Here is an 18,762-nt window from a genome sequence, read left to right on the forward strand (position 1 = left end):
CGGCGACCGGGCCCGCGTCCGGGGTGGCGGGTTACCACTTGCCGGGCGCGTAGTCCTTCAGGAAGACGCCGTACAGGTCCTCGCCCTGCTCGCCGCGCACAATCGGATCGTAAACCCGCGCCGCGCCGTCGACCAGGTCGAGCGGTGCGTGGAAGCCCTCCTCGGCGAGGCGGAGCTTGTCGTAGTGGGGGCGTTCGTCGGTGATCCAGCCGGTGTCGACCGAGGTCATGAGGATGCCGTCGCTCTGGAACATCTCCTGGCCGCTGGTGCGGGTCACCATGTTCATCGCGGCCTTGGCGGCGTTGGTGTTGGGGTGTCCGGCGCCCTTGTAGCCGCGGCCGAAGACGCCCTCCATGGCGGAGACGTTGACGATGTACGCGCGTCCGCTGGCCGCGGACTTCGCGGCGGCGGCCATGGCCGGGCGGAGCTTGCTGATCAGGATGAACGGCGCGGTGTAGTTGCACAGCTGGGTCTCCAGCAGCTCCACCGGGGAGATCTGCTCGATGGTCTGCACCCAGGTGTTGGTGTCGACGACGTCGGGGACCAGGCCGCCGGCGTCGATGGCGGTGCCGTCGAGGTGCCGGGCGACGCTGGCGTTGCCCGCGACCAGCGCGAGGTCGGCGACCTGCTGGGCGTCGAGGCCGCTGATGCCGACGGGCAGCGCGGCGAGGCCGTCGACCGCGCCGGAGCCGAAGGCGCCGATGACGTGGTGGGCGGGGAGCTCACCGGCGGGCAGCGGCGCGCTCTCGCCGTCCACGAGGGCGGCGTACGCGGAGGGCAGCCGCCGTACGGTCTGGGTCGCGTTGTTGATGAGGATGTCCAGGGGGCCCGCCTCGGCGACCTGGTCGGCGAGGGCCACGGCCTGGGCCGGGTCGCGCAGGTCGATGCCGACGACCTCCAGGCGGTGCAGCCAGTCCGCGGAGTCGTCCATGGCCTTGAAACGGCGGATGGCGTCCTTCGGGAACCGCGTGGTGATCGTGGTGTGGGCGCCGTCGCGCAGCAGCCGCAGCGCGATGTACATGCCGATCTTGGCGCGACCGCCGGTGAGCAGGGCCCGCTTGCCGGTGAGGTCGGCGTGGTCGTCGCGCTTCTCGCGGTTCAGGCGGGCGCAGTCGGGACAGAGCTGGTGGTAGAAGTAGTCGACTTCCACGTACCGGGTCTTGCAGGTGTAGCAGGAGCGCGGGCGCTGGAGTATCCCGGCGATCCGGCCCTCCTCCGTCACCGACGACGGGAGGAGGCCCTCGGTCTCGTCGTCGATGCGCTGGGCGGAGCCGGTCGCGGTGGCCTCGGTGACCGCCTTGTCGTGGGCGGTCTTCGCGGCCCGGCGCTCCTGGCGGCGGCGCTGCTTGACGCTGCGGTAGATGCCCGCGGTGGCGCGGCGGACGGCGATCGCGTCGGGGTGGTCGACGTCGATCTTCTCCAGTTCGTCGAGCACGCCGAGGCAGACGGCCAGCCGCTCGGGGTCGATGCCGGGCCCGTACACGACCTCGTCCGGGGTCATCGAGCCGTCCTCTGTCACCGTCATCGCGCTGCCGTTTCCTTGGGTCATCCGCGGCGCCGCTCGATCGCGCACACCGTCGAACCGGGAATTTTACGGAGCGCCGGGCCGCAGCACCAAACCCGCTCCAGGTCACGACCCGCAGGCGGTGATGAGCGTCTCCACCTCCTCGGTGAGCGCACGGGCGAACACGTCGAGATCGGGTACGGCCTCGGCGTCGGCGACGAGGCCGTAGTGGACCTGTCCGCGGAACGTCGAGACGGCGACCGCGAGGGACTGGCCGCGGGCCAGCGGGGCGAACGGGAAGACCGCCGTGACGGGGTTGCCGCCGAGCTTCAGGCCGATGCCGGGGAGCGGGACGCTGGTGACGAGGATGTCGAACCAGAGCCGGGCGGCCTGCGCGGCGAGGGGTCCGCCGAGACGGTGGCCGAGCGCGGGGACGTGGTCGGCGAGGAGGGCGACGGCACCGGCGCCCCGGTTGGGGCCGGCGTCCTTGTTGCGGTCCATGGCGGCGCGCACGGAGTCGAGCCGGGCGAGGGGGTCCGGGTCGTCGACGGGCAGCCGTATCAGATAGCCGGAGAGCCGGTTGCCCTGTGGCTGCGCGGAGCGCGGGCGGCGTTTGGAGACGGGGATGAGGGCGCGGGGCGCGACGCCCTCGCTGCCGTCGCCGCGTGCGTCGAGCCAGCGGCGCAGGGCGCCCGCGACGACCGCGATGAGCACGTCGTTGACGGTGCCGCCGACCACTTTGCGGACGCGGTGCACATCGTCGAGGTCGATGACGACCCCTGCGGTGCGGCGGGTGCCCGAGGGCTCGGCGGCCAGGGCCGAGGACGAGCGGACGTCCAGGGTGGAGCGGGCGACGGATGCCCCGATGTCGAGGGCCCGCCCGACGTCGGACAGGGCGCCGCGGACCAGGTCCGGCAGCCTGCGCACGTCGGGGACGCGTCCGCGCGGGGGTTCGGCGGGGCGCGGTCGGCGCTCGGGCAGGTCCATCGGGTCGAGGATCGCGGCGGCGAGGGTCAGCGCCCGCAGTCCGTCGGCCAGGGCGTGGTGGAACTTGAACAGCACGGCGAAGGAGACGCCGTCCTGGCCGGGCAGCACATGCGCTTCCCACGGGGGCCGGCCGCGCTCCAGCGGGCGTTCCATGAGCCGGCCGGCGTCTTCCTGGAAGTCGGCGGTCGGGGCGTGCAGCCGGACGTGGTGGAGCGGGTCGAAGTCCGGGTCGGCCTCGCGGGTGGCGCTCCCGAAGGACAGCGACAGTGGCTGCCACACGTCCCGGATGCGCATCCGCAGCCCGGGGACGGCGGCGGCGCGGGCGGCGAGGAGGTCGGCGGCGTGGGCTCCCGCGGTCGGCGAGTGCGCCGAGAAGACGCCGAGTGCGCCCAGGTGCATCGGGTTCAGGTCGGACTCGATGTTCCAGAACGCAAGGTCGAGAGGAGCGAGCAGGTCAGAAGTCAATTGCTTGCCTCGCGTCGACTAGGGGTGAACCAGCAGTCAAGCGCCGCCAGGCGATTACGGTCAAGTACGATCAAGCTACACACAGTTAACGGCAGGTTAAGTCGTGCCCCGGTCCCGCCCCTCTGGGAGGGGCGGGACGCTGGGGACACACGGGATCACTTCAGCGCGGGTGGCGCCGCCTGGGGTGACGTACCCCACTCCGACGGGTGCGGGCCGACCGTGAAGGCCAGCGACCGTACGGAGCGGAGTGCGCCGGTCGTCAGATAGGTCAGGTCGTACGACGTCCCGTCCGTCCGGGCGCCCTGGATGTAGCGGTCGGTCGCCGAGGTGCCGGGCGCCTTGATGGTGAGGGCGCCGTGCGGGTAGTAGCGCCGGTCCAGGGTCAGGTCGACCCGGTCGAAGACGGGTGTGGACAGGCCCCAGGTGTCGTAGCCGGGCTGCACCGGGAAGATCCCGATCGACGACAGGACGTTCCAGGCGGACATCGTGCCCAGGTCGTCGTTGCCGGTCATGCCGGTCGGGCCGTCCGTGAAGAGGGTCAGCGCGGCGTGGACGACGTCGGTCGTCTTCCACGGCTGGCCGGTGGACAGGTAGGTGTACGGGGCGATGAGGTCGGGCTCGTTCTGCGGGTTGTACTTGTCCGCGTTGTAGTAGTCGTACGGCCCGTTGACCCACACCTCGCGCGCGGTCTTCGCCGGGTCGGCCAGCAGCCGGTCGTAGGCGAAGAAGGAGTCGAGCCGGGCGTTGGCCGCCTGCCGGCCGCCGATGAGGTCGACCATGCCGGGCAGGTCCTGCGGCACCAGCCACTGGTACTGCCAGGACGTGCCCTCGTGGAAGCCCTCGCTCTGCGCGGGGTCGGCCGGGCCGACGAAGGCGCCGGAGGCGTCGCGGGCGCGGAAGAAGCCGGTCGAGGGGTCGAAGACGGTGCGGTAGTTCTGGGCGCGGGCCGCATAGCGCGCGGCGTCGGCGCCGTGTCCGAGATCGCGGGCCATCTGGCCGAGCATGGCGTCCGACAGCGCGTACTCCAGGGTGGCCGAGGCCCCGTGGTCGTAGTCCGAGTCACCGGGCTTCGCGTGCGGGCGGTCCTTGAGGTACGGCGCGAACCCGTTGGCGAGGTACTCCCTGTTCGCCTCCCGGCCCACGGCCGCGGAGTCGGTGGGCGGCACGCCGTCGGCGTTCTGCTTCAGCGCCCGGTACGCGCGCTCCTCGTAGCCCTTCAACAGGCCCTGCTGGTAGGCGTTGGTGAGGAACGGGGTGACCGGGTCGCCGGTCATGATGTTCGTCTCGACCGTGCCGTAGCCCCACTTGGGAAGCCAGCCGCTCTCCTCGTCGATCTTGATCACGGAGATCGCCATGTCGCGGGCCTCGCGGGGTGCGAGCAGGGCGAGGAGCTGGGACTGGGTGCGGTAGGTGTCCCACAGGGACCAGTTCTGGTAGTACGTGAAGTCCCGTGCCCGGTGGACCTGTTGGTCCCAGCCGGTGTAGCGGCCGTCGGCGTCGCTGCCGATGTTGGGGGCGAGGAAGGACCGGTACAGGGACGAGTAGAAGGTCCGGCGCAGACTGTCGGAACCGCCCTGCGCGCGCACGTCGTCGAGCCGGTCCTCCCAGGCCCGTTGGGCGCGGTGGCGTACCGCGTCGAAGGAACTCCCGCCCTCCGCGCGGAGGTTGACGGCCGCGCCGTGCGCGTCGACGTACGACAGGGCCGTGGTCGCCTCGACCGTACGGTCCCTGGTCGTGTCGAAGCGGACGTACGCGCCGCCGCTTCCGCTCTTCGAACCGGCGGTCACCGTCGAGCCGTTCCAGGTGCCGTACGTGGTGAAGGGCCGGTCGAAGTGCGTCACCGTGTAGACCGTGTACGGCTTGGTGTCCTGGCAGAAGCCGCGCCCGGTGATGGAGGTGCGCACGGTGCGGTTGTCGAGGACCTCGACCTTCGAGGTGACCCCGGAGTGCAGCGACTGGGCCGCGTTGAGCAGGACGTTGGCCTTGTCGGTGGCCGGGAAGGTGTAGCGCTGGACGCCGGTGCGGGCGGTCGCGGTGAGTTCGGCCTCGATGCCCGTCTTCAGGCCGACCTGGTAGTAGCCGGGACTCGCGTGCTCGTCGTCGTGGCCGAACTCGGCCGCGTACTGGGCGTAGTCCGTCTGCGTCACGTCTCCGGTCGTGGGCAGTACGGGCAGGTCGCCGCCCAGCCCGCAGCCGACGCCGGAGAGGTGCACGAGGGAGAAGCCGCGGATGTGGTTCTGGGAGTAGTCGTAGCCGGTGTTGTGCCCGGTGTCCGGCGAGAACTGCACCATGCCGAAGGGCACGGCGGCGCCGGGATAGGTGTTGCCGTCGTTCTCGGTACCGATGAACGGGTTGACCAGGTCGGTGAGTCGACCATGAACAGGGGATTCGGCCACGGCGGGGACGGCGAACAGCGCGGACGCTGCCACCGCCCCCGCCATGCCCAGGCGCAGGCGCCGGGTCCATCTCATGCGGGTGGGCCTCCAGTGGACGGAAGGGGTCAGGTCGTGGGGCAGTTGGCGGGGGTCGCCCGCGAGGCGTCGCGGATCAGGGCCTGCTGGGCGGCCTTCACCCGCTGCGCGTCCGGCTTGAGCACCCGGCGGTCGTAGGTCATCAGGCCGTTCAACTCGCCCTCGACATCGGATATCTGGGTGTAGACGGCGCCGTTGCTCCCCTGGCAGGCCAGGGCGTGCACCTCGGCGAGCTTGGTGAGGTAGTCGTCGGTGTAGGCGGCCGGGTCGACGTCGACGTACGACTGCTGGACCGACCAGGCGTGACCCGGCACCGCGAGCCCGAGACCGCCGTACTCGCCGCTCACCAAGGCGCGTCGACCGTCCGGATGGGGCGGCAGGGCCGGGCTGGGATAGCCGTGTTCGTCGATGATGTCGCCGGTGCCGCCGTCGACGCCGAGGTTGATGCCGGACATGCTGTTGACGAGCCGGGTCGGGTCCCAGGCCTTCGCCTGGTCGGCGATGCGGGCCTCGTCGTACTGGCCCCAGCCCTCGTTGAACGTCACCCACATGACGACGGACGGGCTGCTGATGTGCTCGTCGATCATCTGCTTCATCTCGCGCTCGTACTCGGCGCGGGCGGCGGCCGACGGGTTCACCCCGGCGGTCATCGCGGGCATGTCCTGCCACACCATGAGGCCGAGCCTGTCGGCCCAGTAGAACCAGCGGTCGGGCTCGACCTTGATGTGCTTGCGCACGGCGTTGAAGCCCAACTCCTTGTGGACCCTGAGGTCATGGGCCAGCGCCTGGTCGGTCGGTGCCGTGTAGAGACCGTCCGGCCAGAAGCCCTGGTCGAGCGTGGCCATCATGAAGACGGGCTTGCCGTTGAGGACCGTGCGCGGGACGCCGTTCACCTTCTCCACGGCGATGGAGCGCATCCCGAAGTAGCTGCCGACGCGGTCCTTGCCGACGGTGACCTTGAGGTCGTAGAGGAACGGGTCGTCGGGTGACCACAGGCGTGGGTTCTTCAGGGTCAGGGTCAGCGGGCCGCCGGTGCGGCCGTGTGCCGTGGCCACCTCGCGCTTTCCGTCGTACGCCGTCGCCGTGATCGGTACGCCGGCGCGAACTCCCTTCGCCTCGACGGTGAGCCGGCTCTTGGCGACGTCGGGGGTGAGTTTGAGGGAGTCGACGTGGTCGGTGGCGACCGGTTCCATCCACACCGTCTGCCAGATGCCCGAGGTCGGGGTGTACCAGATGCCGCTCGGGTCGAGGCGCTGCTTGCCGACCGGGGGGTTCTCGCCGTCGGCCGCGTCGGTGGGGTCGTAGACGCCGACGATCAGTTCCTGGGTGCGGCCTGGCTTCAGGGCGTCGGTGACGTCGGCGCCGAACTTGTCGTAGCCGCCCTGGTGTTCGGTGACCTTGGTGCCGTTGACGTAGACCTCGGCGCGCCAGTCGACGGCGCCGAAGTTGAGCATCAGGCGCTTGCCCGAGCCGATCCTCCAGTCGGCGGGGACGGTGAAGGTGCGGCGGTACCACATGCGGTCCTCGTGGCGTTCGAGGCCCGAGAGCTGGGACTCCACCGGGTACGGGACGAGGATGCGCTCGGCGAGGTTTCTGCCGACCGGTGGCCGCTCCCCCGCCGTGGCCGCGGCGAACTGCCAACTGCCGTTGAGGTTGCGCCAGTCGGTGCGGGTGAGCTGTGGGCGCGGGTACTCGGGGAGGGCGTTGTGCGGGCCCACCTGGTCGGCCCACTGGGTGCGCAGTTCGTAGGTGGAGTGGTTCGGGCCGGTGCTCCAGAAGCCGTTGATAACGTTGCCATCGGCCGAGGAGAGGCCGGCGTCGCCGTCGTAGCGGATGTCCGCGGTGCCGGATGCGGTGCCGGTCTTGTTGCCCACGACGGGCTGGGTGAGCGGGATCAGCAGGGTCCGCGGGTCGGCCGGGTCCAACGTGGCTGTTCCCAGCGGCCACTTGGCGCCGCCGATCACCGCTTCGAGGTGGTCGGTCAGGTCGGCGGGGGGTGCGGCGAGGGGCTGGGCGAAGTCGAGTTTCAGGGTGCGGCCGGTGCTGGTGACCGTGGCGGCGATGGCGCCGTCGTAGTCGTAGCCGTCGGGGAGCCGGAAGGCCGACTGCGGGATGGCCACCTTGGTGCCTCCGGGTTCGGTCCAGCGCACGTGGAGGTTGGAGCCGCCGTAGTGCTCGAAGTACTCGACCTTGATGTCGTAGGCCGTGCCGGCGGTCAACTCGACGGGGGCGGCGGTCTGTTCGGTGTCCCAGTCGTCGACCCAGTGGTCGATGACGAGCTGTCCGCCGATCCAGAGGCGGAAGCCGTTGTCGCCGATGATCGAGAAGGTGTGGGGGCCGGTCTTCGCCGGGATGACCTTGCCGGTCCAGCGGACGCTGACGTCGTCGGACCGGCCGGTGGTGAAGGCGAGCCGGGGTTCGAGGTTGTCGAAGTCGAGGTTCGGGTCGACGCCGGTGGCCTTGAGGTCGGCGAAGTCGAAGGCGCCGGGGGCGGACTGGGTGTAGTACTCGCCCTTCAGGCCGTGGATCTCGGCGGGGGCGTCGGCCGCGGCGGCGTTCGCGGCGGGGAGGGCGGCCAGCCCGGCGATGCCGAGGGCCAGGGCGAGCAGTAGCGCGAGTCGGTCTCTGAGTCGTCTGATGCGCACGGAGGAACCTCCATAACAACGTTGTCATGGGCAGCAGTTGGCATGACAACACGGATTCCGCGTCCCGTCCAGGCCATGACAAGCACCGGGTGGGGCGGGGACCCGGCGGCCACCCGGACGCGGCTCAGCCCCGGTGCGGCCGCGCGGCACCGGGGCTCCGAACCGCCACCACGCGCGGTTATGTGACCAGTTGGTTCTTCCCGAGGGCGATGACGCCCCCCTTGGAGACCGTGTACAGGTCGGCGTCCCGCTCCGGGTTGACGCCGATCGTCGCGCCCGGCGGTACCTCGACGTTCTTGTCCAGGACGGCGCCCCGAACCACCGCGCCCCGGCCGATGTGGACGTTGTCGTGCAGGATCGAGCCCTGGACCACCGCCCCCGGGTCGACCACCACACCCGGCGAGAGGACGGACCGGGTGACCTGGCCGCGGATCAGGCAGCCGGAGCTGATGATCGACTCGCTGGCCATGCCACCGGCGTTGAAGCGGGCCGGGGAGAGCTGGCCGGAGTGGGTGTAGATGGGCCAGTTGCGGTTGTAGAGGTTGAAGGCGGGGCGCTCGGCGATGAGGTCCATGTGGGCGTCGTAATAGGCGTCCAGGGTGCCGACGTCCCGCCAGTAGCCCTGGTCGCGGCTGGTCTCGCCGGGGACGTGGTTGGCGCTGAAGTCGTACAGGGCGGCCTCGCCCCGGTCGGTGAGCGCGGGCAGTATCGACCCGCCCATGTCGTGCACGGAGTCGCTCTCCTCCGCGTCCCGCTGGAGCGCCTCTATCAGCGCCTTGGTGGTGAAGATGTAGTTGCCCATCGACGCGTACACGCACTCCGGGTCGTCCACCAGACCCGGCGGATCGGCGGGCTTCTCCAGGAAGCGCTCGACCGTCTGGCCGTCCGAACCCGGGGTGATCACACCGAACTGCGAGGACTCGGCGCGCGGGACCCGGATGCCGGCCACGGTGACGCCCGCGCCGCTCTCCATGTGCTGGGCGAGCATCTGCCGGGGGTCCATGCGGTACACGTGATCGGCTCCGAACACCGCGACGTACTCGGGGCGTTCGTCGTAGATCAGGTTCAGCGACTGAAGGATCGCGTCCGCGCTGCCGAGGTACCAGCGCGGGCCCAGGCGCTGCTGGGCCGGGACCGGTGTGACGTAGTTGCCGAGCAGGCTCGACATGCGCCACGTGGTGGTGATGTGCCGGTCCAGTGAATGCGACTTGTACTGCGTGAGGACGCAGATGCGCAGAATGTCTGCGTTGACGAGATTGGACAGCACGAAGTCCACGAGGCGGTACGTGCCGCCGAAGGTGACCGCGGGTTTGGCCCGGTCGGCGGTCAGGGGCATCAGCCGCTTGCCCTCACCGCCCGCCAGTACGATCCCGAGCACCGAAGGTCCGCCACGACGCATGGCCGCTCCCCTCACCCTGATATGACCCCAGCCTGCCCCTGAGCAGCGCGCACTAAGCCTGTTTGGCGATCTCCGCGTAGAGCCGCGCGGTGCGCAGCGCCACGGCGTCCCAGCCGAACTCGCCCACCGCGCGCTCCCGCCCGGCCTCGCCCATCCGTTTCGCGGTCTCCGGGTCGGCGAGCACGGAGTCGAGAGCCCGCGCGAGGCCGGCCTCGAAGTCGTCGTCCACCGGCACCAGGAGCCCCGTCTCCCCGTGTGCCACCACTTCGGGGATGCCCCCGACGCGGGAGGCGACCACGGCCGTGCCGCAGGCCATCGCCTCCAGGTTCACGATCCCCAGGGGTTCGTACACCGAGGGGCAGGCGAACACGGTGGCGTGGGTGAGGAGTTGGATCACTTCCGGGCGGGGCAGCATCTGCGGTATCCAGTGGACGCCCGCGCGGACGCGGCTCAGCTCCTCGAAGAGTTCGCGGAACTCGCGGTCGATCTCCGGGGTGTCCGGCGCGCCCGCGCACAGCACGACCTGGGCGGCCGGGTCGATGTCCCGCACGGCGCGCAGCAGATGGGGCACGCCCTTCTGACGCGTGATGCGGCCCACGAACAGCACGTAGGGGCGGTCGGGGTCGATGCCGAGCCGGGTGAGGACGTCCGTGCCGTGGTCGGGACGGTAGAGCGTGGTGTCGATGCCGTTGTGGACCACCCGCACCTTCGCCGGGTCCAGCGCCGGGTAGCAGGTGAGGATGTCCTCGCGCATGGCGCCCGACACGGCGATGACACCGTCGGCGGCCTCGATCGCGGTGCGCTCGGCCCAGCTGGAGAGGGCGTAGCCGCCGCCGAGCTGCTCGGCCTTCCAGGGGCGCAGCGGCTCCAGCGAGTGCGCGGTCATCACGTGGGGGATGCCGTGGAGCAGCTTGGCGAAGTGGCCGGCCAGGTTGGCGTACCAGGTGTGGGAGTGGACGAGTTCGCGGCCTTCGAGGGCGGCGGCCATGGAGAGGTCCACGGAGAAGGTCCGCAGGGCGTCGTTGGCGCCGTCGAGGGTGGGCCAGGAGCGGTGGCGTACGACGCCCTCGGTGCGGCCCTCACCCCAGCAGTGCACGTCGAGGTCGACCAGGGGCCTCAACTCCCGGGCGAGGAACTCGACATGGACGCCCGCGCCGCCGTACACATCCGGCGGGTACTCCCGGGTCAGCAGTCCCACTCGCACCCGAAACCCCTTGTTCTCGGCGGCAGATTGCCCTCATGGTCACCCAGAAGCCGCGTTCGGGGAAGAGCCCGGCGGTCGTGTGAAGCAGCAGTCCCCGCACACCCCGCCACCGGGAATCCGATAGTAGAGGCAGCAACTCCGGCGCCGGAAGGAGCTGTCGGTGAACGCTCCGGTGCCGGCGAGGAGCGGGTGGGCGAAGAGTTCCCCGGTCAGGGCACGCGCGCGCGTGGCGACGTCCGTACGGCCACGCGCGCGTGCCCAGCGCTCCAGTTCCCGGGCCGTGCCCGCGAGCGCGGAGGCCGCGTTGCCCCACAGGAGTCCTGCGGCCGTGCGGTGGCGGGCCGCCAGGGCCGTGACCAGCGGTTCCAGGTGGGCGTGGAGGACGGTGTCCGCGAGGGTCGCGGCGTCGCCGGGCAGGGGGCGCACCTCGGCCAGCCACAGGTCGTCCGGGGCGCTCGCTTCGGCGTCCCAGTGCAGCAGGCGCGGGTCGAGGTCGGGGACACGGCCGTAGAGGACGGCGCTGCCGAGCGCCACCGACCACAGCCGGGCCGCGAGACCCTGCTGGGCGATCGAGGCGGCGATCCGCGGCTCGGGGGCGTGGATGCGTTCCGCGACGACATGGACGCGAAAAGTCAGTGGATCTCCGTAAACATCCGATGCCGGGTTTTCGTAGGCCCGCGCGAGCGTCGGCAGCGGGCCGTGCGGGGCTCCGCCCGTGCGTAGTACGAAGTAGCCGCCGAGTGGGCGGAGCGCGGCGAGTTCGGGGTCGAGATCCACGAACAGCAGTAGTACCAAGGCTCTCGGGGGCTTCCCCCAGGGGGTGTCGCCCGGTGTCACCCACCTTGGGGAGGACAACGGGCCTTTCGTACTCCATCGGCAGTACTACCCAATCGGTGCTCAGGTACGACGACGGGAAGAACATCGCACGGGATCGTGTTGGGTATGAAAGCCGACCGTTCGACGCGTGGTGCCAGAGGTGCCCGCCTGACGCAGAGGAGCTGCCAATGAGCGCCCTCGCGTTGTCCATCCTGCTGTCGCTCGTCTCCGCCGTGGCGTACGCCGGCGGGGCGATCGTGCAGGAGCGCGTCGCGGTGTCCTCCCCCGAGCAGGAGTACGCGCCGCTGCGCCGCCCCAGCTGGTGGGCGGCGGTCGGACTGAACGGCACCGGCGGTCTGCTGCACGTGGTGGCGCTGGCCTACGGCCCGCTGAGCCTGGTGCAGCCGCTGGGTGCCCTGACGATCGTGTTCGCGCTGCCGATGGCGGCGCTCTTCGTCGGCCGCAGGGCCGGGTCCACCGCCTGGCGCGGCGCGATCATGGCGACGATCGGTCTGGCGGGTCTGCTGTCCCTGGTCGGCGCGTCCGACAGCCACTCGCTGAGCACCGCCCAGCGGGTGTCCGTCGCCGTGTTCACCGGCGCGGTGGTCGTGACCCTGATGATCGCGGGCCGCGCGGCACACCGGCACCCGGCGGTGCGCAGCGTGCTGCTGGCGACCGCGTCCGGCATCGCCTTCGGCATGTCCTCGGTGTTCACGAAGACGGTGACGGTCGACTGGGACGACAGCGCGGTCTCCGCGTCCGACATCCCGTTCCTGGCCGTGATAGCGGTGTTCGCCGTCGCCGGTCTGATGCTCTCGCAGGCGTCCTACCGGGGCGCGGGCCTCGCGGCCCCGCTGGCGGTCCTGACGGTGGTGAACCCGGTGGTGGCGGCCGCGGTCGGCATCACGATGTTCGGCGAGACCTTCCGCTACGGCACGACGGGCACCCTCCTCGCCCTGGCCGCCGGAGTGGTCGCCGCGGGCGGTCTGATCCTGCTGACCACGGAGCGGCTGGAGAAGACGGTGCCGCCCGACACCGCCGCGGCTCCGCTCGCGCCCTCGCCCGTCGAGGAGTTGCTCGACGCCCTCCCTGGCCAGCCCGTCGACGTGAGCGTGAACGTCGGCGCGCCGGACACGGACATCACCGCCGGCATCTCGGGCGACGGGATCCTGGTCCCGGCCCGGACGGCGGGTCCGGCCGGCGAGGGTTACGGAACCGCGGAGCCGACCGGCTCCGATGAGGCGGAGGCGGTCGGCTACTTCGGCCCGTTCCACGCCGGCCTGTACGTGATGCTCCCGGTGCCCGGCCGGCACCGGGAGCGCGTCAAATCCTGACCCCGCCGGCCCGCAGATAGGCGAGCGGGTCGATGTCGGTACCGAAGCCGGGCCCCGTCCGCACCTCGAAGTGCAGATGCGGGCCCGTGGTGTTCCCGGTGGACCCCGACCGCCCGATGCGCTGCCCCTCGCCGACGGACTGGCCGTCCCGCACGGAGATCGCGGACAGGTGCGCGTACTGCGAGTACCGCCCGTCGGCGTGCCGGATCACCACCTGGTATCCGTACGAGCCCGCCCACCCGGCGCTGACGACTGTCCCGGGCTCGATGGCCTTCACCGAAGTGCCGGTGGGGACGAGGAAGTCGACGCCCGTGTGGTAGCCCTTCGACCAGTGCGAGCCCTCCGCGTGGTAGGCGGTGCCGATGGGCGCGTCGACGGGCGCGATCAGGGAACCGCCCGTCGACTTCTTGGTGGTCTTCTCGGCCGTGTGCGACGTGGCCTTCTTCTTATGGGACTTGGTGGCCGACGGCTTGGTGGCCGGTTTCGTCGTCGAGTGGGACGTCGGGTCGGCCTTGGCATGCAGGCTCAGCCGCTGTCCGGGCAGGATCAGGTCCGGGTCACTGCCCACGGTGGTGCGGTTCGCGGCGTAGAGCCCGTGCCAGCCGCCGTCGACCCGCTCGGCGTCGGCGATCCCGGACAGGGTGTCGCCGCGCACGACCGTGTACATCTCGGCGGTGCCCGCGCGGGACTGCGGGGTGGTCTGCGGCTGGACGTCCTTCACGGACCGCTTGACCGCGGTCTGCTTCCTGCCCTCGGCCTTGCTCTTGTGCGCCGCGGTGCTCTCGGTCTTCGTGCCCCCGACGTGGATGTCGGGGGTGCCGCCGCCCCGGGTGAGCCCGGCACGCACCGAGCACACCGGCCAGGCGCCGGGACCCTGGCCCTTGAGCACCTTCTCCGCGACGGCGATCTGCTGGTCCCGGGTGGCCAGGTCGGCGCGGCGCGCGTACGCCGTACCGCCGTAGGCCTCCCAGGTGGACTGGGTGAACTGGAGCCCGCCGTAATACCCGTTGCCGGTGTTGATGCTCCAGTCGCCGCTGGACTCGCAGGCGGCGACCTTGTTCCAGGTGCTCACATCGGCCGCCTGGGCGGTGCCGGCGCCCGCGCCGACGAGCGGGATCGCGATGCCCGCGCCGCCCGCCGTGACCGTGAGCAGCGAGGCCCGGTTGATCCTGTTCGGCTGATACCGGCGGTGCCGGCCGCGTACGGCCATGGAGAATCCCCCTCGACATGCGTCAGGAGGGCCAAAAGTAAGCGCCCCGAACAGGCCATGACAAGGTGGCAACCGGCCGCTCTGGGGCTCAAGTGACCGGTATTCCACGCCCGTTGGAAACGGGTGGGGCAGGTGGGGTTGAGCGGGCGTTTCCGCGGAAGGAGCCCGGGAGGAACAGCGACACGAGGCGGACAACTCCGTACGGCCAGCACGTGCGGTCGGGGTACCGGCGGGCCAGGATGGTCGGTGGGGCAATACTGGCGAGCCCGACCGGTATCACCGATGTCAGGACCTTCCTGATCTTTAGGAGCCAACCGAATGAGCACATCAGCGCAGATCGGCGTCACGGGTCTCGCGGTCATGGGCCGCAACCTCGCCCGCAACTTCGCGCGCAACGGCTACACGGTCGCCGTGCACAACCGGACCGCGTCCCGCACCCGCGACTTGGTGGCGGAGTTCGGGAGCGAGGGCGACTTCATCGCGGCGGAGACGGCCAAGGACTTCGTGGCGGCCCTGGAGCGCCCGCGCCGTCTGGTCGTCATGGTGAAGGCCGGTGACCCGACGGACGCGGTGATCCAGGAGTTCGCCCCGCTCCTCGAACCGGGCGACATGATCATCGACGGCGGCAACGCGCACTTCGCGGACACCCGGCGCCGGGAGCGCGACCTGCGCGAACAGGGCATCCACTTCGTCGGCATGGGCGTCTCCGGCGGCGAGGAGGGCGCGCTGCACGGGCCGAGCATCATGCCGGGTGGCCCGAAGGAGTCGTACGACTCGCTCGGTCCCATGCTGGAGAAGATCTCCGCGAAGGCGAAGGACGGGGCGCCCTGTGTGACGCATGTGGGTCCCGACGGCGCGGGGCACTTCGTGAAGATGGTGCACAACGGCATCGAGTACGCCGACATGCAGCTGATCGGCGAGGCGTACCAGCTGCTGCGCGATGTGGCCGGGTACTCCCCCGCGCAGATCGCGGACATCTTCCGCACCTGGAACACGGGCCGGCTGGACTCCTACCTGATCGAGATCACCGCCGAGGTGCTGTCCCACGTGGACGAGGCCACCGGCAAGCCGTTCGTGGACGTCGTCGTCGACCAGGCGGAGCAGAAGGGCACCGGCCGCTGGACGGTCCAGATCGCCCTCGACCTCGGGGTCCCGGTCTCCGGCATCGCCGAGGCGGTCTTCGCCCGCTCCCTCTCCGGCCACGCGGCGCTGCGCGAGGCCTCACAGGGGCTGGCCGGACCCTCGGCCACCCCGCTGGGCGAGGCCGAGGCGGCGGCCTTCGCGGACCGGGTCGAGCAGGCGCTGTACGCGTCGAAGATCGTGTCGTACACGCAGGGCTTCCACGAGATCGCGGCGGGCAGCGAGGAGTACGACTGGAACGTCGACCTCGGCGCCGTCTCCTCGATCTGGCGCGGCGGTTGCATCATCCGCGCGGCCTTCCTCGACCGTATCCGCGCCGCGTACGACGCCCGCGCGGATCTGCCGAGCCTGCTGTCCGACAAGACGTTCGCGCAGGAGATCGCCGGGGCGCAGGACGACTGGCGCGAGGTCGTCGTCGCGGCCACCCGGCAGGGCGTCCCGACGCCCGGCTTCTCCGCGGCCCTCGCGTACTACGACGCACTGCGTGCCGAGCGGCTGCCCGCGGCGCTCACGCAGGGGCAGCGGGACTTCTTCGGGGCCCACACGTACCGCCGGGTGGACCGGGACGGGGCGTTCCACACGCTGTGGGGCGGGGACCGGTCGGAGGTCACGGCGTAGGGGTGTCGCCGGGCGGGGAGCGCGGGCTGTCCGGGACCCCTGGGGCGTGAGGCCCCGGGGTGTCGGAGTGCGGTCAGGCGGGTTGCCACAGTTCCAGGCGGTTGCCCTCGGGGTCGGTGACCCAGCCGAAGCGGCCGACGCCCTCCATGTCCTGCGTCTCCCCGGCCACGTCCGCTCCCTTGGCGCGCAGCTGCGCGAGCATCGCGTCGAGGTCGCGGACCCGGAAGTTGAGCATGGTCTGCTGGGTGCGGGACCCGAAGTAGTCGGTCCCGGACTCGAACGCCGCGAACACCGTCGGTCCGGCTTCCGGGTGCCACAGGCCGTGCTCGTCGGTGTCCAGACCGAGGCAGTCCCGGTACCACGCGCTGAGCGCCTCCGGGTCGGTGGCCCGCAGGAAGTATCCGCCGATTCCGAGTACACGTTCCATGGGGGCATCCTGCCAGGGGCGGGAGCGCGCCGCGTGGCGTACGCGGGGTGAGGGCGCGGAGGTACGGCCGAGCCGGGCAGGGATGGGCTGCCCGGCTCGTCGTGTCCGGTGCGCTGGTGAAGCGGGTCAGGTGAGCGGTGGACCCGGCTCCGGGGCCGGCACTGGTTCCGGACCGGGGCCCGGCGGGATCGGGGACGGGGAAGGGTCCGGGGTGGGCGGGGGACCCGGCGGGGGCGTGGGAAGCGGGACCGGGGGCTCCGGGTCGGGGACCGGCGTGGGGCCGGGGCCCGGAACGGGGGTCGGGCTCGGTGGTACCGGGTCGGGGTACGGCTGCGTCATCGTGTCCTCCAGCCAGTGGCGTTGTCGGCTCTGGACTACTCCCCCGCGTACCCCACACCCGTCCCGCCACTCACCCGAGTGGACTCACCCGGGCCCCGCCGAGACCCCGCGCCCCGACCCGACCCGACCCGCAAGCCGTGCCGGCCTAGAACCGCCCGGGATGCGCCCGAAGCCACTCCATCGCCGCCCGCCGCAACGCCGGGTCCGCGGCCGGTGCCTCGTCAGGATGGCGTTCCGCCCACTTGACGACGTAGGGGCAGAGCGGGGCGACGACGATGCCCTCGCGGGCCGCGATGCCGTAGAGCTCGCGGGCCAGGGAACCCGCGATGCCCTTTCCCTCGTGGGCCGGTTCCACGAGGGTGTGGACCGGGACGAGGGCGCGCGCGGGGTCTTCCAGGACGAAGTACTCGATGTGGCCCACGACTTCACCGTCGCCGACCGCCTCCAGGCGGCCCGCCGCCCGGTCGTCGCGGATCTCGATCTCGCTCATGGGCATCCTCCTGGTGCGATGGTCCGGCCGTACCGGCCACTTGAGCGTAACCGACGATGATCACCGGGTCGCCGGGGTCCCAGGGCGGTCGGGGACCCCATGGGACGCTCCTGCGCCGCGGCCCTTCCCTCCGGGCCGACGGAGCCGGCGGAGCCGGGGGGACACGGCCTCGAACAGTTGAAAGCTTCGGTTGCGGTTGCCCCGGCGCGTGCGGGGGATGAATGTGGCCACAGAGGCTGGAACAGCACCTGGGAGGCGCCGTGACCACCGCATCTGAGCCCCGGGTGTCGGGGCTGGAGATACGTTCCATCGACTACGTGCCCCTGAACGAGCGCCACGGCAAGCTGTGGCACCTCGGCCCCCTGTGGTTCATGTCGAACGCGCAGATCGCCACCCTCGCCGTCGGGCTGATCAGCATCACCGAGGGCGGCAACCTCATCTGGTCGCTCATCGCGATCGTCGCGGGCACCCTGCTCGGCACCTTCTTCATGGCCTTCCACTCGGCCCAGGGCCCGCAGCTCGGGCTGCCGCAGATGATCCAGTCGCGGCCCCAGTTCGGTTACGTGGGCGCCCTGTTGGTGTGGCTGTTCGCGTATGTGCAGTACGCGGGCTTCAACGTCTTCAACACGATCCTCGCCGGCGAGGCCCTGCACACCACGGTGCACGGCAACACCAAGATGTGGGTGGCCGTGGTCACGGTCGTCGGCTTCGTGATCGCGCTCGTGGGCTACGACATCATCCACAAGGCGGAGCAGTTCCTGACGTACAGCTTCCTGGTCGTCTTCGGGATCTTCACCGTGGGCGTGCTGGCGACCCTGCACTATCCGGCCGGCTCCTTCGACCTCGGCGGTTTCTCCTGGACGCCGTTCCTCGCGCAGTTCGGTGTGGTCGCGGGCTACCAGATCAGCTGGGCGATCTACGTCTCGGACTACTCGCGCTACCTCCCGCCGGACGTGACCGTCCGCAAGACCTTCTACTGGACCTACTTCGGTTCCGCGCTCGGCGGGGTCTGGCTGATGACGCTCGGTGCGCTGCTCGCCGCCTGGGCGGGCAAGGACTTCGACACGATCCGGTCGATCGACGCGGCGGGCGACAAGGTGTTCAGCGGCTTCGGCGCGATCGTCCTCCTCTTCGCCACCCTGGGCCTGGTCTCGGTGACCGCGCTGAACATGTACGGCGGTTCACTGACCCTGATCAGCGCCATCGACTCGTTCCGGAAGGTCCGGCCGACCGTGTCCGTCAGAGCGGTGACGATCGGCCTGACCGCCGCGCTCTCCCTCATCGGCGCGATGGCGGCGACCGCGAACTTCCTGACGAACTTCAACAACTTCCTGCTGCTGGTGCTCTATCTGTTCATCCCGTGGACCGCGGTCAACCTGATGGACTACTACGTGGTGCGCCGCGGCCACTACGCCATCGCCGAGATCTTCAACCCCCACGGCATCTACGGCCGTTGGGGCTGGCACGGGATCATCTCCTACCTGGTGGGCTTCGGCGCGATGGTGCCGTTCTTCTCCGTCGGCACCCTCTACGTCGGCCCGATCGCGGACGCCATGAACGGCGCCGACCTCTCCCTGTTCGTCGGACTGCCGGTCGCCGCGCTGCTGTACTGGTGGCTCAGCCGCTCGATCGACGTCGAGGCGGAGATCCGCGTGGCCGAGGCCGAGGCCGAGCAGTTGGAGCAGGCGGCGCGCCAACACCGCGAACCCTGAC

The 18,762-nt window shown here is 70.9% G+C and carries 13 protein-coding genes; 3 read left to right on the forward strand and 10 right to left on the reverse strand.

The features are described from left to right. Nucleotides 1–31 precede the first annotated feature (31 nt). The 7 genes from ACIRB1_RS02085 to ACIRB1_RS02115 form a co-directional block, all read right to left on the reverse strand. Nucleotides 32–1,525: an SDR family NAD(P)-dependent oxidoreductase gene (locus ACIRB1_RS02085; RefSeq protein ID WP_403464256.1), complete on the reverse strand. Its 1,494-nt coding sequence runs from the start codon at nt 1,523–1,525 to the stop codon at nt 32–34. A gap of 105 nt (nt 1,526–1,630) precedes the next feature. Then, nucleotides 1,631–2,956 carry a wax ester/triacylglycerol synthase family O-acyltransferase gene (locus tag ACIRB1_RS02090; protein ID WP_403464257.1) on the reverse strand — a complete coding sequence of 442 codons (1,326 nt, stop codon included), beginning with the start codon at nt 2,954–2,956 and terminating at the stop codon, nt 1,631–1,633. Between the two features lie 155 nt (nt 2,957–3,111). Beyond that, nucleotides 3,112–5,427: a GH92 family glycosyl hydrolase gene (locus ACIRB1_RS02095; protein WP_403464258.1), complete on the reverse strand. Its 2,316-nt coding sequence runs from the start codon at nt 5,425–5,427 to the stop codon at nt 3,112–3,114. Between the two features lie 29 nt (nt 5,428–5,456). Continuing rightward, nucleotides 5,457–8,072 (reverse strand): PA14 domain-containing protein, encoded by a 2,616-nt coding sequence (locus ACIRB1_RS02100; RefSeq protein ID WP_403464259.1) that lies wholly within the window; start codon nt 8,070–8,072, stop codon nt 5,457–5,459. A gap of 178 nt (nt 8,073–8,250) precedes the next feature. Further along, entirely contained in the window at nt 8,251–9,471 is a 1,221-nt protein-coding gene (gene glgC / locus ACIRB1_RS02105; RefSeq protein ID WP_352181240.1) for a glucose-1-phosphate adenylyltransferase, read from the reverse strand. Between the two features lie 52 nt (nt 9,472–9,523). Then, on the reverse strand, nt 9,524–10,675 hold the full coding sequence (gene glgA / locus ACIRB1_RS02110; RefSeq protein WP_352181239.1) for a glycogen synthase: 1,152 nt from the start codon (nt 10,673–10,675) through the stop codon (nt 9,524–9,526). 39 nt (nt 10,676–10,714) lie between these two features. Next, nucleotides 10,715–11,452 (reverse strand): (2Fe-2S)-binding protein, encoded by a 738-nt coding sequence (locus ACIRB1_RS02115; RefSeq protein WP_352181238.1) that lies wholly within the window; start codon nt 11,450–11,452, stop codon nt 10,715–10,717. Nucleotides 11,453–11,679: 227 nt separating this feature from the next. Between ACIRB1_RS02115 and ACIRB1_RS02120 the strand changes: the two genes are divergently transcribed. After that, nucleotides 11,680–12,825, forward strand: a complete 1,146-nt coding sequence (locus ACIRB1_RS02120; RefSeq protein ID WP_403464261.1) for a DMT family transporter — start codon at nt 11,680–11,682, stop codon at nt 12,823–12,825. Here the strand turns inward: ACIRB1_RS02120 and ACIRB1_RS02125 are convergent. Next, nucleotides 12,815–14,035 (reverse strand): transglycosylase family protein, encoded by a 1,221-nt coding sequence (locus ACIRB1_RS02125; RefSeq protein WP_403464262.1) that lies wholly within the window; start codon nt 14,033–14,035, stop codon nt 12,815–12,817. The two genes, ACIRB1_RS02120 and ACIRB1_RS02125, sit on opposite strands and share 11 nt — an antisense overlap. Before the next feature lie 318 nt (nt 14,036–14,353). Here ACIRB1_RS02125 and gndA point away from each other — a divergent pair, with 318 nt between their 5' ends. Next, nucleotides 14,354–15,793 carry an NADP-dependent phosphogluconate dehydrogenase gene (gndA, locus tag ACIRB1_RS02130; RefSeq protein WP_403464263.1) on the forward strand — a complete coding sequence of 480 codons (1,440 nt, stop codon included), beginning with the start codon at nt 14,354–14,356 and terminating at the stop codon, nt 15,791–15,793. A gap of 73 nt (nt 15,794–15,866) precedes the next feature. On the opposite strand, the gene ACIRB1_RS02135 is transcribed toward gndA, so the two are convergent. Together ACIRB1_RS02135 and ACIRB1_RS02140 are read right to left on the reverse strand one after the other, a co-directional pair. Beyond that, on the reverse strand, nt 15,867–16,220 hold the full coding sequence (locus tag ACIRB1_RS02135; RefSeq protein WP_384283987.1) for a VOC family protein: 354 nt from the start codon (nt 16,218–16,220) through the stop codon (nt 15,867–15,869). 484 nt (nt 16,221–16,704) lie between these two features. Next, complete coding sequence (locus tag ACIRB1_RS02140) at nt 16,705–17,049, reverse strand: GNAT family N-acetyltransferase (RefSeq protein ID WP_352181233.1); 345 nt, start codon at nt 17,047–17,049, stop codon at nt 16,705–16,707. A 260-nt stretch (nt 17,050–17,309) separates the two neighbouring features. On the opposite strand from ACIRB1_RS02140, the gene ACIRB1_RS02145 reads away from it, so the two are divergent. Further along, nucleotides 17,310–18,761: a purine-cytosine permease family protein gene (locus ACIRB1_RS02145; protein WP_403464264.1), complete on the forward strand. Its 1,452-nt coding sequence runs from the start codon at nt 17,310–17,312 to the stop codon at nt 18,759–18,761. Nucleotide 18,762 lies beyond the last annotated feature (1 nt).

The organism is Streptomyces sp. NPDC096013 (assembly GCF_044763565.1).
Classification (GTDB): domain Bacteria; phylum Actinomycetota; class Actinomycetes; order Streptomycetales; family Streptomycetaceae; genus Streptomyces.

Bases quoted from the DNA above. Each gene is read 5' to 3' on its own strand.
- ACIRB1_RS02085 (WP_403464256.1), bottom strand. From the start codon at position 1,525: ATGACGGTGACAGAGGACGGCTCGATGACCCCGGACGAGGTCGTGTAC.
- ACIRB1_RS02095 (WP_403464258.1), bottom strand. From the start codon at position 5,427: ATGAGATGGACCCGGCGCCTGCGCCTGGGCATGGCGGGGGCGGTGGCA.
- glgC (WP_352181240.1), bottom strand. From the start codon at position 9,471: ATGCGTCGTGGCGGACCTTCGGTGCTCGGGATCGTACTGGCGGGCGGT.
- ACIRB1_RS02120 (WP_403464261.1), top strand. From the start codon at position 11,680: ATGAGCGCCCTCGCGTTGTCCATCCTGCTGTCGCTCGTCTCCGCCGTG.
- ACIRB1_RS02125 (WP_403464262.1), bottom strand. From the start codon at position 14,035: ATGGCCGTACGCGGCCGGCACCGCCGGTATCAGCCGAACAGGATCAAC.
- gndA (WP_403464263.1), top strand. From the start codon at position 14,354: ATGAGCACATCAGCGCAGATCGGCGTCACGGGTCTCGCGGTCATGGGC.
- ACIRB1_RS02135 (WP_384283987.1), bottom strand. From the start codon at position 16,220: ATGGAACGTGTACTCGGAATCGGCGGATACTTCCTGCGGGCCACCGAC.
- ACIRB1_RS02140 (WP_352181233.1), bottom strand. From the start codon at position 17,049: ATGAGCGAGATCGAGATCCGCGACGACCGGGCGGCGGGCCGCCTGGAG.